This window comes from Sporichthyaceae bacterium (assembly GCA_036269075.1).
Classification (GTDB): Bacteria; Actinomycetota; Actinomycetes; order Sporichthyales; family Sporichthyaceae; genus DASQPJ01.
On sequence record DATASX010000024.1, the window covers coordinates 1 to 15,037 of the forward strand.

At 67.5% G+C, this 15,037-nt stretch carries 15 protein-coding genes; 14 read left to right on the top strand and 1 reads right to left on the bottom strand.

Annotation, left to right across the window (positions count from 1 at the left end):
• Positions 1-3,525, top strand: a 3,525-nt coding sequence (locus VHU88_04810) for a DNA-directed RNA polymerase subunit beta' (protein ID HEX3610986.1), incomplete at its 5' end; no start/stop codon positions are given.
• A 60-nt stretch (positions 3,526-3,585) separates the two neighbouring features.
• Here VHU88_04810 and VHU88_04815 read toward each other — a convergent pair.
• A complete protein-coding gene (locus VHU88_04815; GenBank protein ID HEX3610987.1) occupies positions 3,586-4,416 on the bottom strand; it encodes an alpha/beta fold hydrolase in 831 nt (276 codons plus the stop codon).
• Positions 4,417-4,461: 45 nt separating this feature from the next.
• On the opposite strand from VHU88_04815, the gene VHU88_04820 reads away from it, so the two are divergent.
• The 13 genes from VHU88_04820 (at position 4,462) to rpsS (ending at position 14,969) form a co-directional block, all read left to right on the top strand.
• Entirely contained in the window at positions 4,462-5,613 is a 1,152-nt protein-coding gene (locus tag VHU88_04820) for a zinc-binding dehydrogenase (protein ID HEX3610988.1), read from the top strand.
• A 3-nt stretch (positions 5,614-5,616) separates the two neighbouring features.
• Positions 5,617-6,783, top strand: coding sequence for an LLM class flavin-dependent oxidoreductase (locus VHU88_04825; GenBank protein ID HEX3610989.1), 1,167 nt, complete (start codon positions 5,617-5,619; stop codon positions 6,781-6,783).
• A complete protein-coding gene (locus VHU88_04830; GenBank protein ID HEX3610990.1) occupies positions 6,780-7,055 on the top strand; it encodes a hypothetical protein in 276 nt (91 codons plus the stop codon). Before VHU88_04825 ends, VHU88_04830 begins: the two co-directional genes overlap by 4 nt.
• 312 nt (positions 7,056-7,367) lie before the next feature.
• Positions 7,368-7,742, top strand: coding sequence for a 30S ribosomal protein S12 (rpsL, locus tag VHU88_04835; protein ID HEX3610991.1), 375 nt, complete (start codon positions 7,368-7,370; stop codon positions 7,740-7,742).
• Between the two features lie 62 nt (positions 7,743-7,804).
• Positions 7,805-8,275, top strand: a complete 471-nt coding sequence (gene rpsG, locus VHU88_04840; GenBank protein ID HEX3610992.1) for a 30S ribosomal protein S7 — start codon at positions 7,805-7,807, stop codon at positions 8,273-8,275.
• Positions 8,276-8,311: 36 nt separating this feature from the next.
• Positions 8,312-10,417: an elongation factor G gene (fusA, locus tag VHU88_04845; protein ID HEX3610993.1), complete on the top strand. Its 2,106-nt coding sequence runs from the start codon at positions 8,312-8,314 to the stop codon at positions 10,415-10,417.
• 91 nt (positions 10,418-10,508) lie between these two features.
• Entirely contained in the window at positions 10,509-11,702 is a 1,194-nt protein-coding gene (tuf, locus tag VHU88_04850; protein ID HEX3610994.1) for an elongation factor Tu, read from the top strand.
• 74 nt (positions 11,703-11,776) lie between these two features.
• On the top strand, positions 11,777-12,085 hold the full coding sequence (rpsJ, locus tag VHU88_04855; protein HEX3610995.1) for a 30S ribosomal protein S10: 309 nt from the start codon (positions 11,777-11,779) through the stop codon (positions 12,083-12,085).
• A 12-nt stretch (positions 12,086-12,097) separates the two neighbouring features.
• Positions 12,098-12,763, top strand: a complete 666-nt coding sequence (gene rplC, locus VHU88_04860) for a 50S ribosomal protein L3 (GenBank protein HEX3610996.1) — start codon at positions 12,098-12,100, stop codon at positions 12,761-12,763.
• Positions 12,760-13,455 carry a 50S ribosomal protein L4 gene (gene rplD, locus VHU88_04865; GenBank protein ID HEX3610997.1) on the top strand — a complete coding sequence of 232 codons (696 nt, stop codon included), beginning with the start codon at positions 12,760-12,762 and terminating at the stop codon, positions 13,453-13,455. The genes rplC and rplD overlap by 4 nt, the downstream gene beginning before the upstream one ends.
• A complete protein-coding gene (gene rplW, locus VHU88_04870) occupies positions 13,452-13,757 on the top strand; it encodes a 50S ribosomal protein L23 (protein HEX3610998.1) in 306 nt (101 codons plus the stop codon). The genes rplD and rplW overlap by 4 nt, the downstream gene beginning before the upstream one ends.
• 91 nt (positions 13,758-13,848) lie before the next feature.
• Positions 13,849-14,688, top strand: coding sequence for a 50S ribosomal protein L2 (gene rplB, locus VHU88_04875; GenBank protein ID HEX3610999.1), 840 nt, complete (start codon positions 13,849-13,851; stop codon positions 14,686-14,688).
• Complete coding sequence (gene rpsS, locus VHU88_04880) at positions 14,688-14,969, top strand: 30S ribosomal protein S19 (GenBank protein HEX3611000.1); 282 nt, start codon at positions 14,688-14,690, stop codon at positions 14,967-14,969. Before rplB ends, rpsS begins: the two co-directional genes overlap by 1 nt.
• Positions 14,970-15,037: the final 68 nt, after the last annotated feature.

Below are 15,037 nucleotides of genomic sequence, written 5' to 3' on the forward strand. Positions count from 1 at the left end.
CTGCTCGACCTGGCGCCGAAGGACCTGGAGAAGGTCATCTACTTCGCGGCCTACATGATCACCTACGTGGACGACGAGGCCAGGCAGCGTGACCTGCCGAGCCTCGAGGCGCGGATCACGGTCGAGCGGACCCAGCTTGAGCAGCGCCGGGACAACGACGTCGAGACCCGGCAGAAGAAGCTCGAGGCTGACCTGGCCGAGCTTGAGGCGCAGGGCGCCAAGGGCGACGCGCGCCGCAAGGTGCGCGAGTCGGCCGACCGCGAGATGAAGCAGATCCGCGACCGCTCCGCCAAGGAGATCGACCGGATCGACGAGGTCTGGTCGAGGTTCAAGGGCCTCAAGGTCCAGGACCTGGAGGGCGACGAGCTCCTGTACCGCGAGATGCGGGACCGGTTCGGCCGGTACTTCCGCGGCGGCATGGGTGCCCAGGCCATCCAGGACCGGCTCGCCACGTTCGATCTGGACGCGGAGGCCAGCGACCTGCGTGAGATCATCCGCACCGGCAAGGGCCAGAAGAAGGCCCGCGCCCTCAAGCGGCTCAAGGTCGTGTCCGCGTTCCTCAACACCCGCAACTCGCCGATGGGCATGGTGCTCGACTGCGTGCCGGTCATCCCGCCGGACCTGCGCCCGATGGTGCAGCTCGACGGTGGCCGGTTCGCGACGAGCGACCTCAACGACCTCTACCGCCGCGTCATCAACCGCAACAACCGGTTGAAGCGACTGCTCGACCTCGGTGCGCCCGAGATCATCGTCAACAACGAGAAGCGGATGCTCCAGGAAGCCGTCGACGCGTTGTTCGACAACGGTCGCCGTGGTCGTCCGGTCACCGGTCCGGGCAACCGGCCGCTGAAGTCGCTCTCGGACATGCTCAAGGGCAAGCAGGGCCGGTTCCGCCAGAACCTGCTCGGCAAGCGCGTCGACTACTCCGGCCGTTCGGTCATCGTCGTCGGTCCGCAGCTGCGGCTGCATCAGTGCGGCCTGCCGAAGCAGATGGCGCTGGAGCTGTTCAAGCCGTTCGTGATGAAGCGGCTGGTCGACCTGAACCACGCGCAGAACATCAAGAGCGCCAAGCGCATGGTCGAGCGTGCCCGCCCGGTGGTGTGGGACGTCCTCGAGGAGGTCATCGCCGAGCACCCGGTGCTGCTGAACCGCGCACCGACCCTGCACCGCCTCGGCATCCAGGCCTTCGAGCCGCAGCTGATCGAGGGCAAGGCCATCCAGATCCACCCGCTCGTCTGCTCGGCGTTCAACGCCGACTTCGACGGCGACCAGATGGCGGTGCACCTGCCGCTGTCGGCCGAGGCGCAGGCCGAGGCCCGGATCCTGATGCTCTCCTCGAACAACATCCTCAAGCCGTCCGACGGCAAGCCGGTCACCATGCCCACCCAGGACATGATCATCGGGCTGTACTTCCTGACCGGCGATCGTGGCGACCTGCCGGGCCAGGGCCGGGTCTTCGGGTCGGTCTCGGAGGCGATCATGGCCTTCGACACCGGCGAGCTGGGCCTGCAGTCGCGGGTGAAGATCCGGTTCAAGGAGCTGGTCCCGCCGCGTGGCTGGGTCGCGCCGGAGGGTTACACGCCGGGCGACTCGATCATCCTGGAGACCTCGCTGGGCCGGGCCCTGTTCAACGAGGCCCTGCCGGTGGACTACCCGTTCGTCGACACCGAGGTCGGCAAGAAGCAGCTCTCCGCGATCATCAATGATCTGGCGGAGCGGTACCCGAAGGTCCAGGTCGCCGCGACGCTGGACGCGCTGAAGGCGGCCGGTTTCCACTGGGCCACCCGCTCCGGTGTCACGGTCTCGATCGGCGACGTCGTCACGCCGCCGGACAAGCCCGCGATCATGGAGAAGTTCGAGGGCGAGGCTGAGAAGATCCAGAAGCAGTACGAGCGCGGTCTGATCACCGACGACGAGCGCCGTCAGGAGCTCATCGAGGTCTGGACCCGGGCGACTGCCGTGGTGGCCGCGGCCATGGAGAAGAACTTCACCAAGAACAACCCGATCAACATGATGATCGAGTCCGGCGCCCGCGGAAACATGATGCAGGTCCGGCAGATCGCCGGTATGCGTGGGCTGGTGGCCAACCCGAAGGGCGAGATCATCCCGCGGCCGATCAAGTCCAACTTCCGTGAGGGCCTGTCGGTGCTGGAGTTCTTCATCTCCACCCACGGTGCCCGGAAGGGGCTGGCCGACACCGCGCTGCGGACAGCCGACTCGGGTTACCTGACCCGGCGGCTGGTCGACGTCAGCCAGGACGTGATCATCCGCGAGGAGGACTGCGGTACCGAGCGCGGCCTGATGGCTGCGATCGCGGCCGCCGGCGCCGACGGCGTCGTGCGCAAGCTCGAGCACGTGGACACCAACGTGGTGTCCCGCAACCTCTCCGAGGACGTCGTCGCGGGCGGGCGGACGGTCGCCCCAGCGGGCACCGACGTGACCAACATCCTGCTCGACTCGCTGATCTCGGTCGGCGTCACCGAGGTCCGGGTGCGGTCCGTGCTGACCTGCCAGTCCAAGGTCGGCACCTGCGCGATGTGCTACGGCCGGTCGCTGGCAGCGGGCAAGCTGGTCGACATCGGCGAGGCCATCGGCATCATCGCCGCGCAGTCGATCGGTGAGCCGGGTACCCAGCTGACCATGCGTACCTTCCACACCGGTGGTGTGGCCGGTGAGGACATCACGCACGGTCTGCCCCGTGTCGTCGAGCTGTTCGAGGCCCGCCAGCCCAAGGGTGTGGCCCCGATCAGCGAGGTCGACGGCCGGATCAAGATCGAGGACACCGACAAGACGCGCAAGGTCGTCGTCATCCCCGACGACGGCACCGAGGAGCGCGCCTACCCGGTCTCCAAGCGCTCGCGACTGCTGGTCGGCGAGGGCGAGCACGTCTCGGTCGGCCAGAAGCTGGTCGTCGGCGCGAAGAACCCGCACGAGGTGCTGCGTATCCAGGGCCAGCGTTCGGTCCAGGAGCACCTGGTCGAGGAGGTCCAGGAGGTCTACCGCTCCCAGGGTGTGTCGATCCACGACAAGCACATCGAGATCATCATCCGGCAGATGCTGCGCCGGGTGACCGTGATCGAGTCCGGCGATGCCGAGCTGCTGCCCGGTGAGCTGGTGGAGCGCTCCCGCTTCGAGGAGGAGAACCGGCGCGTGGTCGCCGAGGGCGGGCAGCCGGCCTCCGGCCGTCCGGTCCTCATGGGCATCACCAAGGCCTCGCTGGCCACCGAGTCGTGGCTGTCTGCGGCCTCCTTCCAGGAGACGACCCGGGTGCTCACGGACGCGGCGATCCACGCCAAGTCCGACCCGCTGCTGGGCCTGAAGGAGAACGTGATCATCGGAAAGCTGATCCCGGCCGGTACGGGCATGCCCCGCTACCGCAACATCCGGGTCGAGCCGACCGAGGACGCGCGTTCGGCGATGTACTCGATGGGCGTCTACGACGAGTCCGACTACGCCGGGTTCGGCACGGGCTCCGGCGAGGCCGTCCGTCTGGAGGACTACGACTTCGGTGGTTACGGCAAGTGAGGTCAAGTCTCTGATCGCCCGGAGGCGGTCGTCCCCGACGGGGGCGGCCGCCTTCGGCGTCTACAGCGGGTGCCGCTTCAGGTGCGCGACCAGCAGGTCGACGAACGGACCGGGTGCTGCCTCCGGGATCCAGTGGCTGATGCCGGGCAGGATCTCGAACGTGTAGGGGCCGTCCACGTAGCGCTCGGTGGTCTCCGCACCCTTCCGCTTGAGCGCGACGTCCTGGTCGCTCCACACGAAAAGGGTCGGCTGGGCCACGCGCGCGCCCGAGCGCTTCCACAGGTTGAGCAGGGGAAGCGCCCGGTACCAGTTGAGCGGCCCGGTCAGCGCCCCCGGCTCGGGGAACGACGCGAGGTCGCGGTCCGAGGCCTCCTGGGACTGCCCGGTGTAGCGGGTCATGAACCAGTTCCACCGGGAGCGCAGGGCCCGCTCGGGCAGCCACGGGAGCTGGAAGAACAGGATGTACCAGGAGGACAGCGCCTGCCGTGACGTCCCCATCGAGGCGAGGAACGCCCGCGGGTGGGGGACCGACACCGGGGTCACGGTGGCGACCTCGTCGGGGTGGTCCGTGGCCAGGGTCCACGCGACGATCGCGCCCCAGTCGTGGCCGACGACGTGGGCTCGGCCGCCGTAGGTGTCGATGACCGCAGCGGCGTCCGCGGCGAGTTCGGGGATCAAGTAGTCGCGACGGCGCGGGGGTTGGGCGCCTGGGGTGTAGCCGCGTTGGTTCATCGTCACCGTGCGGTAGCCCGCTTCATTCAGCAACAGCACCACCTTGTCCCAACTGTCCGCGTGCTGGGGGAAGCCGTGCAGCAGCAGCACCAGTTCGCCGTCCGCCGGGCCGGATTCCCATGTCTGGAACGTGCACTCACCGCGCGCCACAGTCCTCATGGGAGAACGGTGTCCTATCTCGGGCCGCAGCAATAGGGTCCGATCATGAGAGCTGTCGTGTGCCAGAACTCGACGCTGCGGGTGGAGGACGTTCCCGAGCCGGTGCCCGCGAAGGGGCACCTCGTTCTCGACGTCGTCCGCGCCGGCATCTGCGGATCGGACCTGCACGCCCGCTTCCACGCCGACCTCATGGCCGACGCCGCGCAGCGGGTCGGCATGACCGGCATGATGCGCCTCGCCCAGCCGGTGGTCATGGGCCACGAGTTCAGCGGTCAGGTGCGCGAATACGGTCCGAAGACCCGCCGGCGCCTCCCGGAGGGTGCGGCGGTGGTCGCCGTACCGATGATCCTGCGCGAGGGCGCGTCCGACTTCGTCGGCCTGTCCGCCACCGCGCCGGGCGCGTACGCCGAGCGGATCGTGGTCCAGGAGTCGATGACCTTCCTGATTCCCAACGGCTTCTCCGCGCAGACGGCGGCGTTGACCGAGCCGATGGCCGTCGCCCATCACGCGGTGCGCAAGAGCGGCGTCGGCAAGGGCGAGACCGCGGTGGTGATTGGCTGCGGCCCCATCGGCCTGGCCACGATCCTCATGCTGCGGGCCCGCGGGGTGCGCTCCATCATCGCCAGCGACTACTCGGCCGCCCGGCGCGCGCTGGCCACCCGGTGCGGTGCGCGGATCGTGGTTGACCCCGGTGTCGATTCGCCCTGGACCTCATTCGCGGACAGCAAGTACTACACCAGCGCTGCCGCCCTGGCCGAATTCGGGGTCAAGACGATCGAGAAGCTCCGCGCGGTGCCGTTCCTGCCCTGGCACAAGGTGCTGCGGGCGGCGGAGGCGGCCGGGAAGTCTCCGCGCGGGCCGGTGGTGTTCGAGTGCGTCGGCCTGCCAGGCGTCATCGACCACATCGTCAACTCGGCGCCGCTGTACACCCGGGTCGTCGTGGTCGGGGTCTGCATGGAGCGCGACGCAATCGTCCCGCTCATGGCGCTGACCAAGGAGCTCAGCCTGCAGTTCGTGTTCGCGTACGACCCCGGCGAGTACCACGACACGTTGCACCTGATGGCCGAGGGCAAGGTGGACCCGACGCCGCTGATCACCAGCACCGTCGGCCTGGCCGACGTGCCCGGCGCGTTCGACGTGCTGGGCAAGGCGGAGGAGCAGGCCAAGATCCTGGTCGACCCCAACGGAAAGGCGTGATCGATGCTCGAGCGGCGGATGCGATTCGGGATCTTCATGGCGCCGTTCCACCCGCCGGGGGAGAACCCGACCCTGTTGCTGGAGGGCGACCTCGAGCACATCGCGCACCTCGACCGGCTCGGCTACGACGAGGCCTGGATCGGTGAGCACCACTCCGCGGGCAGCGAGATCATCGCCTCGCCGGAGATCTTCATCGCCGCCGCGGCCGGCCGGACCCGGCACATCAAGCTCGGCACCGGGGTGATCTCCGCGTCCTACCACCACCCGCTCTGGGTGGCCGAGCGCGCGGTGCTGCTCGACCACCTGCTGCGCGGCCGGTTCATGTTGGGTCTCGGCCCCGGCTCGCTGCCGTCGGACGCGGCCATGATCGGGCTGGACATGCCGCGCACCCGGGAGTTGCTCGACGACGCCACCGACATCATCGTGCGCCTGCTGCGCGGCGACGAGCCGGTGAATTTCGAGAACGACCGGTGGATCCTGCGCGATGCCCGGCTGCACCTTCGGCCGTACAGCGCCATGGACGTGGCCGTCGCCGCGGTGGCCTCCCCGGCGGGCCCGCGGCTGGCGGGCCGTTACGGCCTCGGGCTGCTGTCGATCGGCGCGACCATGGCGGCGGGCTTCGACGTACTGGCCCACCACTGGGACGTGATGGAGGAGCGGGCGGCGCACTACGGCACCAGCGTCGACCGCAACGCCTGGCGACTGGTCGGCCTGATGCATCTGGCCGAGACCAAGGATCAGGCCTACAAGGACGTCGAGCACGGAATCATGAAGTGGTTCCACTACTTCCAGAAGGTGGCCGCGTTCCCGCAGATGAACCTGGGCGACGGGTCCTCGATCGGTGAGTACATCGAGTTCATCAACACCTCCGGCATCGGCGTGATCGGGACGGTGGATCAGGCCGGGGAACAGATCGAGCGCTTGTGGAAGCAGTCCAACGGCGGCTTCGGTGCCTATCTGCAGCTCAACCACGACTGGGCCAGCCCGCGGCGGAAGGCCAACAGCTTCGAGTTGTTCGCCCGGCATGTCATGCCCGAGTTCCAGGGCCAGGCCTGGAGCACTCGCGAGGCCGCCGCCCGAGCCGGCGCCGCCCGGCCCGAACTTGCCCAGTCGAATCTGGACGCGGTGGCCGCCGCCACCGCCCGGTACGCGGCCGAGAAGGGGCAGTGACCGATGCCGCTGGTCGGGCTGCACCGCAAGCCTCCGGGCGCGCGCTCGCGGTCCTGATCCTGGGCGTCGCCTCATTGGTCTCGTGCATCCCGATCCCGGGCATCTTCGCGATCCGGTTGGCCCCACGGGCTCGGCGCGAGATCGTCGAGTCGCGCGGGGCGTTGGTGGGTGCCCCGTTGGTGCGGCTCGGGGTCGCCTGTTCGTGGGCCTCGTTCGTGTTCGCGGCCGCGGTGATCGGGCTGATCGCAGTCTTTCTCGCGTTACGTCACTGACGGCGCGCACCTGCTTTGGAAGTAGTCCGCGGAAGCTGGTACTGTCCTTCCTCGTGCCTGGGCCCGCCCCGGGTACATGCGCGCGTGTCCTTCGCGCGATCCCCGTTTCCCCAGGATCGGTTCGCTTCGGCGCGTCGCAATCCCGGCGACACGCCCGACCGCGGGGGTCGAACGAAGAGCACGAGTGAAAGACAGGAAACACGGTCGTACGAAGACGGTAAGTCGATAGAGGCGAGCGGAACGCGAGCAGCGAGGAACGAGCCGCTCGGGGTTCCCGAGCCGATTGAGATCTCGAACGGAGTGAGGTAAGCGGTGCCCACGATCCAGCAGCTGGTCCGAAAGGGTCGGCAGGACAAGGTGTCGAAGACCAAGACGCCGGCGTTGAAGGGTTGCCCTCAGCGTCGTGGCGTGTGCACCCGCGTGTACACCACCACGCCCAAGAAGCCGAACTCCGCGCTGCGCAAGGTCGCCCGTGTGCGGCTGACCAGCCAGATCGAGGTGACGGCCTACATCCCGGGCGTCGGCCACAACCTGCAGGAGCACTCGATCGTGCTCGTGCGTGGCGGCCGGGTGAAGGACCTCCCCGGCGTTCGCTACAAGATCATCCGCGGTTCGCTGGACACCCAGGGCGTCAAGAACCGCAAGCAGGCCCGCAGCCGCTACGGCGCGAAGAAGGAGAAGTCCTAATGCCCCGTAAACGCGCTGTCGGCTCCGAAGCGGCCCTCTTGAACCGTCAGGAGATCTGACCTATGCCTCGTAAGGGACCGGCTCCGAAGCGGCCGATCATCGTCGACCCGGTGTACTCCTCACCGCTGGTCTCCCAGCTGGTGAACAAGGTCCTGCTGAACGGCAAGAAGTCCGTCGCCGAGCGCACCGTGTACCAGGCGCTCGAGGGCTGCCGTGTGAAGACCGGCAACGACCCGGTCGTCACGCTCAAGCGGGCGCTGGACAACATCAAGCCCGCGCTGGAGGTCAAGAGCCGCCGCGTCGGTGGTGCGACCTACCAGGTGCCGGTCGAGGTCAAGGCCAACCGGGCCACCACGCTGGCGCTGCGCTGGCTGATCGGCTACTCGCGCAACCGCCGCGAGAAGAACATGACCGACCGACTGATGAACGAGATCCTCGACGCCAGCAACGGCCTGGGCGCCAGCGTGAAGCGTCGTGAGGACACCCACAAGATGGCCGAGTCCAACAAGGCCTTCGCGCACTACCGCTGGTAATCGAAGACGTAGAACGAAGCGAGGGAAGCAGTAGTCATGGCCGTCAGCACCGCCAACGTCGATCTCGCGCAGGTCCGGAACATCGGGATCATGGCGCACATCGACGCAGGCAAGACGACGACGACCGAGCGGGTCCTCTTCTACACCGGGATCACGTACAAGATCGGTGAGGTCCACGAGGGCGCTGCCGTCATGGACTGGATGGAGCAGGAGCAGGAGCGGGGGATCACCATCACCTCCGCCGCCACCACCTGCGAGTGGGACGGCCACACCATCAACATCATCGACACCCCGGGTCACGTCGACTTCACCGTCGAGGTGGAGCGGTCGCTGCGCGTGCTCGACGGCGCGGTCGCGGTGTTCGACGGCGTCGCCGGTGTCGAGCCGCAGTCCGAGACCGTCTGGCGGCAGGCCGACCGGTACGGCGTTCCGCGTATCTGCTTCATCAACAAGCTGGACCGCGTGGGTGCGGAGTTCCACCGCTGCGTGGACATGCTTGTCACCCGCCTGAACGCGACCCCCCTGGTGCTGCAGCTGCCGATCGGCGCCGAGTCGGACTTCAAGGGCGTCATCGACCTGATCGCCATGAAGGCTCTGGTCTGGTCCGACGACACGGCCAAGGGCGAGATGTACGACACCCTGGCGATCCCGGACACCCACGTCGAAGCGGCTCGCGAGTGGCACGACCGTCTCATCGAGACCCTTGCCGAGGGCGACGACGAGATCATGGAGCAGTACCTCGAGGGCACCGAGCCCACCGAGGAGCAGCTCCTCGCCGGCATCCGACGCGCGACCATCGCGCTCAACCTGGTCCCGGTCGTCTGCGGCTCGGCATTCAAGAACAAGGGCGTTCAGCCCATGCTCGACGCGGTCGTGCGCTTCCTGCCCTCGCCGCTGGACGTCGGTGCGATCAAGGGTCACTCGGTCAAGGACCTCGAGGAGATCGTCGAGCGCGAGCCCAAGGACGACGCTCCGGTGTCGGCGCTGGCCTTCAAGATCATGCGCGACCAGCACCTCGGTAAGCTGACGTACATCCGGCTCTACTCCGGCACGCTGCTCGCGGGCACCTCGGTGCTGAACAGCACCAAGGGCCACAAGGAGCGGATCGGCAAGATCTACCAGATGCACGCGAACAAGCGTGAGGAGATCGCGCAGGTCACGGCGGGTCACATCGTCGCCGTAATGGGTCTGAAGAACACCACCACGGGCGACACCCTCTGCGCGCCCGAGGCCCCGGTGATCCTGGAGGCGATGAACTTCCCGGCGCCGGTCATCTCGGTGGCGATCGAGCCCAAGACCAAGAGCGACCAGGAAAAGCTCGGCGTGGCGATCCAGAGCCTGGCCGAGGAGGACCCGACCTTCGTGGTCCGGACCGACGAGGACACCGGCCAGACGATCATCGCCGGCATGGGCGAACTGCACCTCGAGGTGCTGGTCGACCGCATGCGACGTGAGTTCAAGGTCGAGGCCAACGTCGGCAAGCCGCAGGTCGCCTACCGCGAGACCATCCGCAAGACGGTCGAGCGCTACGACTACACCCACAAGAAGCAGACCGGTGGTTCCGGCCAGTTCGCGAAGGTGCAGATCGCACTGGAGCCGACCGGCGGCGGCGACGGCGGCGGCTACGAGTTCTCGAACAAGGTCTCGGGTGGTCGCATCCCGCGGGAATACATTCCTTCGGTCGACGCCGGCTGCCAGGAGGCCATGGAGTTCGGTGTTCTCGCCGGCTACCCCATGGTCGACGTCAAGGTGACCCTGCTCGACGGTGGCTACCACGAGGTCGACTCCTCCGAGATGGCCTTCAAGATCGCCGGCTCGATGGCCTTCAAGGAGGCCGCGCGCAAGGCCGACCCGGTCCTGCTCGAGCCGTTGATGGCCGTCGAGGTGCGCACCCCCGAGGACTACATGGGCGACGTCATCGGCGACCTGAACAGCCGCCGTGGCCACATCCAGGCCATGGACGAGCAGTTCGGGATGCGCGTCGTGCGGGCCCTGGTCCCGCTCTCCGAGATGTTCGGTTACGTGGGCGACTTGCGCAGCAAGACCCAGGGCCGGGCGAACTACAGCATGCAGTTCGACAGCTATGCCGAGGTTCCGCGCAACGTGGCGGAGGAGATCGTGAAGAAGGCCCGCGGCGAATGACCGACGGGATGTCGTAAGTGACTCCCAATCACCACCGCACTCATCCCCGAAGTCGTACGACGCAAGATTCGAGTCCTGAAGGAGAACTCAAGTGGCGAAGGCCAAGTTCGAGCGGACCAAGCCGCACGTAAACATCGGCACGATCGGCCACATCGACCACGGCAAGACCACGTTGACGGCGGCCATCACCAAGGTGCTGCACGACGCCATGCCGGATGTGAACCCGTACACGCCGTTCGACGAGATCGACAAGGCGCCCGAGGAGAAGGCTCGTGGCATCACGATCTCCATCGCGCACGTCGAGTACCAGACTGAGGCGCGCCACTACGCGCACGTCGACTGTCCCGGCCACGCCGACTACATCAAGAACATGATCACCGGTGCCGCCCAGATGGACGGCGCGATCCTCGTGGTCGCCGCCACTGACGGGCCGATGCCGCAGACCAAGGAGCACGTGCTGCTGGCCCGTCAGGTCGGTGTGCCGGCGATTGTGGTCGCGCTGAACAAGTCGGACATGGTCGACGACGACGAGATCATGGAGCTCGTCGAGCTCGAGGTCCGCGAGCTGCTGAGCACCTACGAGTTCGACGGCGACAACCTGCCGGTCGTGCCGGTCTCGGCGCTGAAGGCGCTCGAGGGCGACCCGAAGTGGGTCCAGTCGATCATGGACCTGATGAAGGCCGTCGACGAGTCGATTCCGCAGCCGGAACGCGACATGGACAAGCCGTTCCTGATGCCGGTCGAGGATGTCTTCACGATCACCGGCCGCGGCACCGTCGTGACCGGTCGTATCGAGCGCGGCGTCGTCAAGGTCAACGAGCAGGTCGACATCATCGGTATCAAGGAGACCAAGCAGTCCACCACGGTCACCGGTGTCGAGATGTTCCGTAAGCTGCTCGACGAAGGTCGCGCGGGCGAGAACGTCGGTCTGCTGCTCCGCGGTATCAAGCGCGAGGACGTCGAGCGCGGCCAGGTCATCATCAAGCCGGGCACGAACACCCCGCACACCGTGTTCGACGCTCAGGTCTACATCCTGAGCAAGGACGAGGGTGGCCGGCACACGCCGTTCTTCCAGAACTACCGTCCGCAGTTCTACTTCCGCACCACGGACGTCACCGGGGTCGTCGAGTTGCCCGAGGGCACCGAGATGGTCATGCCCGGTGACAACACCGAGATGAAGGTCAATCTCATCCAGCCGATCGCCATGGAGGAGGGCCTCACCTTCGCCATCCGCGAGGGCGGCCGGACCGTGGGCGCCGGCAAGGTCGTCAAGATCATCAAGTAGTCAATCGGCTCGCCGGGCGCGGATCCCGCGCCCGGCGGGTCGTTCAAGCACTGAAGAAGGACGGCGACCCTGCCATGGCGGGACAGAAGATCCGCATTCGGCTCAAGGCCTATGACCACGAGGTCATCGACAGTTCGGCGCGCAAGATCGTCGACACGGTGACGCGCACCGGTGCGCACGTGGCCGGCCCGGTGCCATTGCCGACCGAGAAGAACGTGTATTGCGTGATCCGATCCCCGCACAAGTACAAGGACTCGCGGGAGCACTTCGAGATGCGCACGCACAAGCGGCTGATCGACATCCTCGACCCGACGCCGAAGACGGTCGACTCGCTCATGCGACTCGACCTGCCGGCCGGCGTCGACATCGAGATCAAGCTCTAGGCCGCGGGGAGAATTCAGATGTCTGTCAAGGCGATCCTGGGCCAGAAGCTGGGCATGACCCAGGTCTTCGACGCCCGTGGCCGCGTCGTCCCCGTGACCGTGGTCAAGGCCGGTCCCTGTGTGGTCACGGCACTGCGCAGCAACGAGTCCGACGGCTACACCGCTGTGCAGATCGGCTTCGGGGAGATCGACCCCCGATCGGTGAACAAGCCGAAGGCCGGGCACTTCCGCAAGGCCGGGGTCACCCCGCGTCGGCACCTGGTCGAGATCCGGACCGAGGACATCAGTGAGTACACCCTGGGCCAGGAGATCGGTCCGGACGTGTTCGCGGTGGGGGCGCTCGTCGACGTCACCGGGACCAGCAAGGGCAAGGGCACGGCCGGTGTCATGAAGCGCCACGGCTTCAAGGGCCTGGGCTCCTCGCACGGCACGCAGCGCAAGCACCGCTCGCCGGGTTCGATCGGCGCCTGCGCCACCCCGGCCCGCGTGTTCAAGGGCGTGCGGATGGCCGGTCGCATGGGCGGGGTTCGGGTGACCACCCAGAACCTCACCGTCCACGAGGTCGACGCCGAGGCGAACCTGATCCTGGTCAAGGGCGCGATTCCCGGCCCGACCGGTGGCTTGGTCCTCGTCCGCGCCGGCAACAAGGGCGCGCCGAAGAAGGGTGACCTGCGGTGACATCTCAAAGCGCAAGCACCGTCGACGTCATCGACGCCGCCGGGAACAAGGCGGGCACCGCGGAGCTGCCGGCGGACGTCTTCGACGTCACCGTCAACATCCCGCTGATCCACCAGGTCGTGGTGGCCCAGCAGGCGGCGGCGCGGCAGGGCACGCACAAGGCCAAGAACCGCGGCGAGGTCAGCGGCGGTGGCAAGAAGCCGTACCGCCAGAAGGGCACCGGCCGTGCCCGGCAGGGCTCGACCCGGGCGCCGCAGTTCACCGGCGGTGGCGTCGTGCACGGCCCGGTGCCGCGCGACTACGCCCAGCGCACGCCCAAGAAGATGAAGGCCGCCGCGCTGCGCGGTGCCCTCAGCGATCGGGCCCGCGGCGGCAAGGTTCACGTCCTGGCCGGTCTGGTCGCGGGGGACACCCCGTCGACCCGTGATGCCATCGGCATCCTGAACCGGGTCGGCGAGGCGGGCAAGGCCCTGGTGGTCGTGGCGCGCGAGGACGTGGTCAGTTGGAAGAGCGTGCGCAACGTGCCGGGCGTGCACGTGATCGCGCCGGACCAGCTGAACACCTACGACGTGCTCGTCAACGACGACATCGTCTTCACCACCAGCTCGCTGGCTGCCTTCCTGGCACACGCCCAGCGGGCCGGTGGAACGGGCTCCAAAGTCGCCCGCGTAACGGAAGGGGCGGACGCATGAGCTCCCGCTATGTCGACCACCGCGACATCCTGCTCGCGCCGGTGATCTCGGAGAAGAGCTACGGCCTTCTCGACGAGAACAAGTACACGTTCCTGGTGCACCCGGACGCCAACAAGACCCAGATCAAGATCTCGGTCGAGAAGGTCTTCGGGGTCAAGGTCACCAGCGTGAACACGATCAACCGCCAGGGCAAGCGCAAGCGCACTCGGGCCGGCATCGGTGTCCGCAACAGCACGCGTCGGGCGATCGTCACCGTCAAGGAAGGCGACCGCATCGACATCTTCGGAGGGCCGGTCTCGTGACGGTCAAAGAAATGACGAGCTGCTTCCTTCGGACCGGTCGCGAGACCGGCCCGAACGAAGCGATCCAGCACAGCGGAGGGCCGGTTTCGTAATGGGTATCCGTAAGTACAAGCCGACGACTCCGGGCCGTCGTGGCTCCTCGGTCGCCGACTTCGTGGAGATCACCCGCGACACTCCGGAGAAGTCGCTGGTCCGGCCGCTGCACAGCAAGGGTGGCCGTAACGCCGCCGGGCGCATCACCACCCGGCACCAGGGCGGCGGCCACAAGCGGGCGTACCGCGTGATCGACTTCCGGCGGGCCGACAAGGACGGCGTGCCGGCGAAGGTTGCGCACATCGAGTACGACCCGAACCGCACGGCGCGCATCGCGCTACTGCATTACGCGGACGGGGAGAAGCGCTACATCATCTGCCCCAACAAGCTGGCGCAGGGCGACACGATCGAGACCGGCCCGTCCGCGGACATCAAGCCGGGCAACAACCTGCCGCTGCGCAACATCCCGTTGGGCACCGTGGTGCACGCGATCGAGCTGCGGCCGGGCGGCGGGGCCAAGATCGCCCGTTCGGCCGGATGCGGCGTTCAGCTGCTCGCCAAGGAAGGCGCATTCGCTCAGCTGCGTATGCCCTCCGGCGAGGTCCGCAACGTCGACGTGCGCTGCCGCGCCACCGTCGGCGAGGTCGGCAACGCCGAGCAGTCGAACATCAACTGGGGCAAGGCCGGCCGGATGCGGTGGAAGGGCAAGCGCCCGACTGTCCGTGGCGTGGTCATGAACCCGGTCGACCACCCGCACGGTGGTGGTGAGGGCAAGACCTCCGGTGGTCGCCACCCGGTCAGCCCGTGGGGTCAGTCGGAGGGACGTACCCGTCGCCCGAACCGCCCCAGCGACAAGATGATCGTCCGCCGTCGTAAGAGCGGGAAGGGCCGGAAGTAATGCCGCGCAGTCTGAAGAAAGGCCCGTTCGTCGACGGGCACCTCGCCAAGAAGGTCGAGGTGCAGAACGACAAGGGCACGAAGACCGTCATCAAGACCTGGTCGCGTCGCTCGATGATCATCCCGGAGATGCTCGGGCACACGATCGCGGTGCACGACGGCCGCAAGCACATCCCGGTGTTCGTCACGGAGTCGATGGTTGGTCACAAGCTCGGCGAGTTCGCGCCGACTCGTACCTTCCGCGGCCACGAGAAGGACGACCGCAAGGCGCGCCGGCGCTAGTGCGGCGCACCGCAGGACTGACTCAGCAATAGAGCGAGCAAGGCCAAGAAACAAGAAGGAGCAGTGCG

What these genes read in the sequence shown, in the direction of transcription:
- rplB (HEX3610999.1), top strand. Translation starts at nt 13,849, where the DNA reads ATGGGTATCCGTAAGTACAAGCCGACGACTCCGGGCCGTCGTGGCTCC.
- rpsG (HEX3610992.1), top strand. Translation starts at nt 7,805, where the DNA reads ATGCCTCGTAAGGGACCGGCTCCGAAGCGGCCGATCATCGTCGACCCG.
- VHU88_04820 (HEX3610988.1), top strand. Translation starts at nt 4,462, where the DNA reads ATGAGAGCTGTCGTGTGCCAGAACTCGACGCTGCGGGTGGAGGACGTT.
- VHU88_04815 (HEX3610987.1), bottom strand. Translation starts at nt 4,416, where the DNA reads ATGAGGACTGTGGCGCGCGGTGAGTGCACGTTCCAGACATGGGAATCC.
- rplW (HEX3610998.1), top strand. Translation starts at nt 13,452, where the DNA reads ATGAGCTCCCGCTATGTCGACCACCGCGACATCCTGCTCGCGCCGGTG.
- rpsS (HEX3611000.1), top strand. Translation starts at nt 14,688, where the DNA reads ATGCCGCGCAGTCTGAAGAAAGGCCCGTTCGTCGACGGGCACCTCGCC.
- fusA (HEX3610993.1), top strand. Translation starts at nt 8,312, where the DNA reads ATGGCCGTCAGCACCGCCAACGTCGATCTCGCGCAGGTCCGGAACATC.
- VHU88_04825 (HEX3610989.1), top strand. Translation starts at nt 5,617, where the DNA reads ATGCTCGAGCGGCGGATGCGATTCGGGATCTTCATGGCGCCGTTCCAC.
- rpsJ (HEX3610995.1), top strand. Translation starts at nt 11,777, where the DNA reads ATGGCGGGACAGAAGATCCGCATTCGGCTCAAGGCCTATGACCACGAG.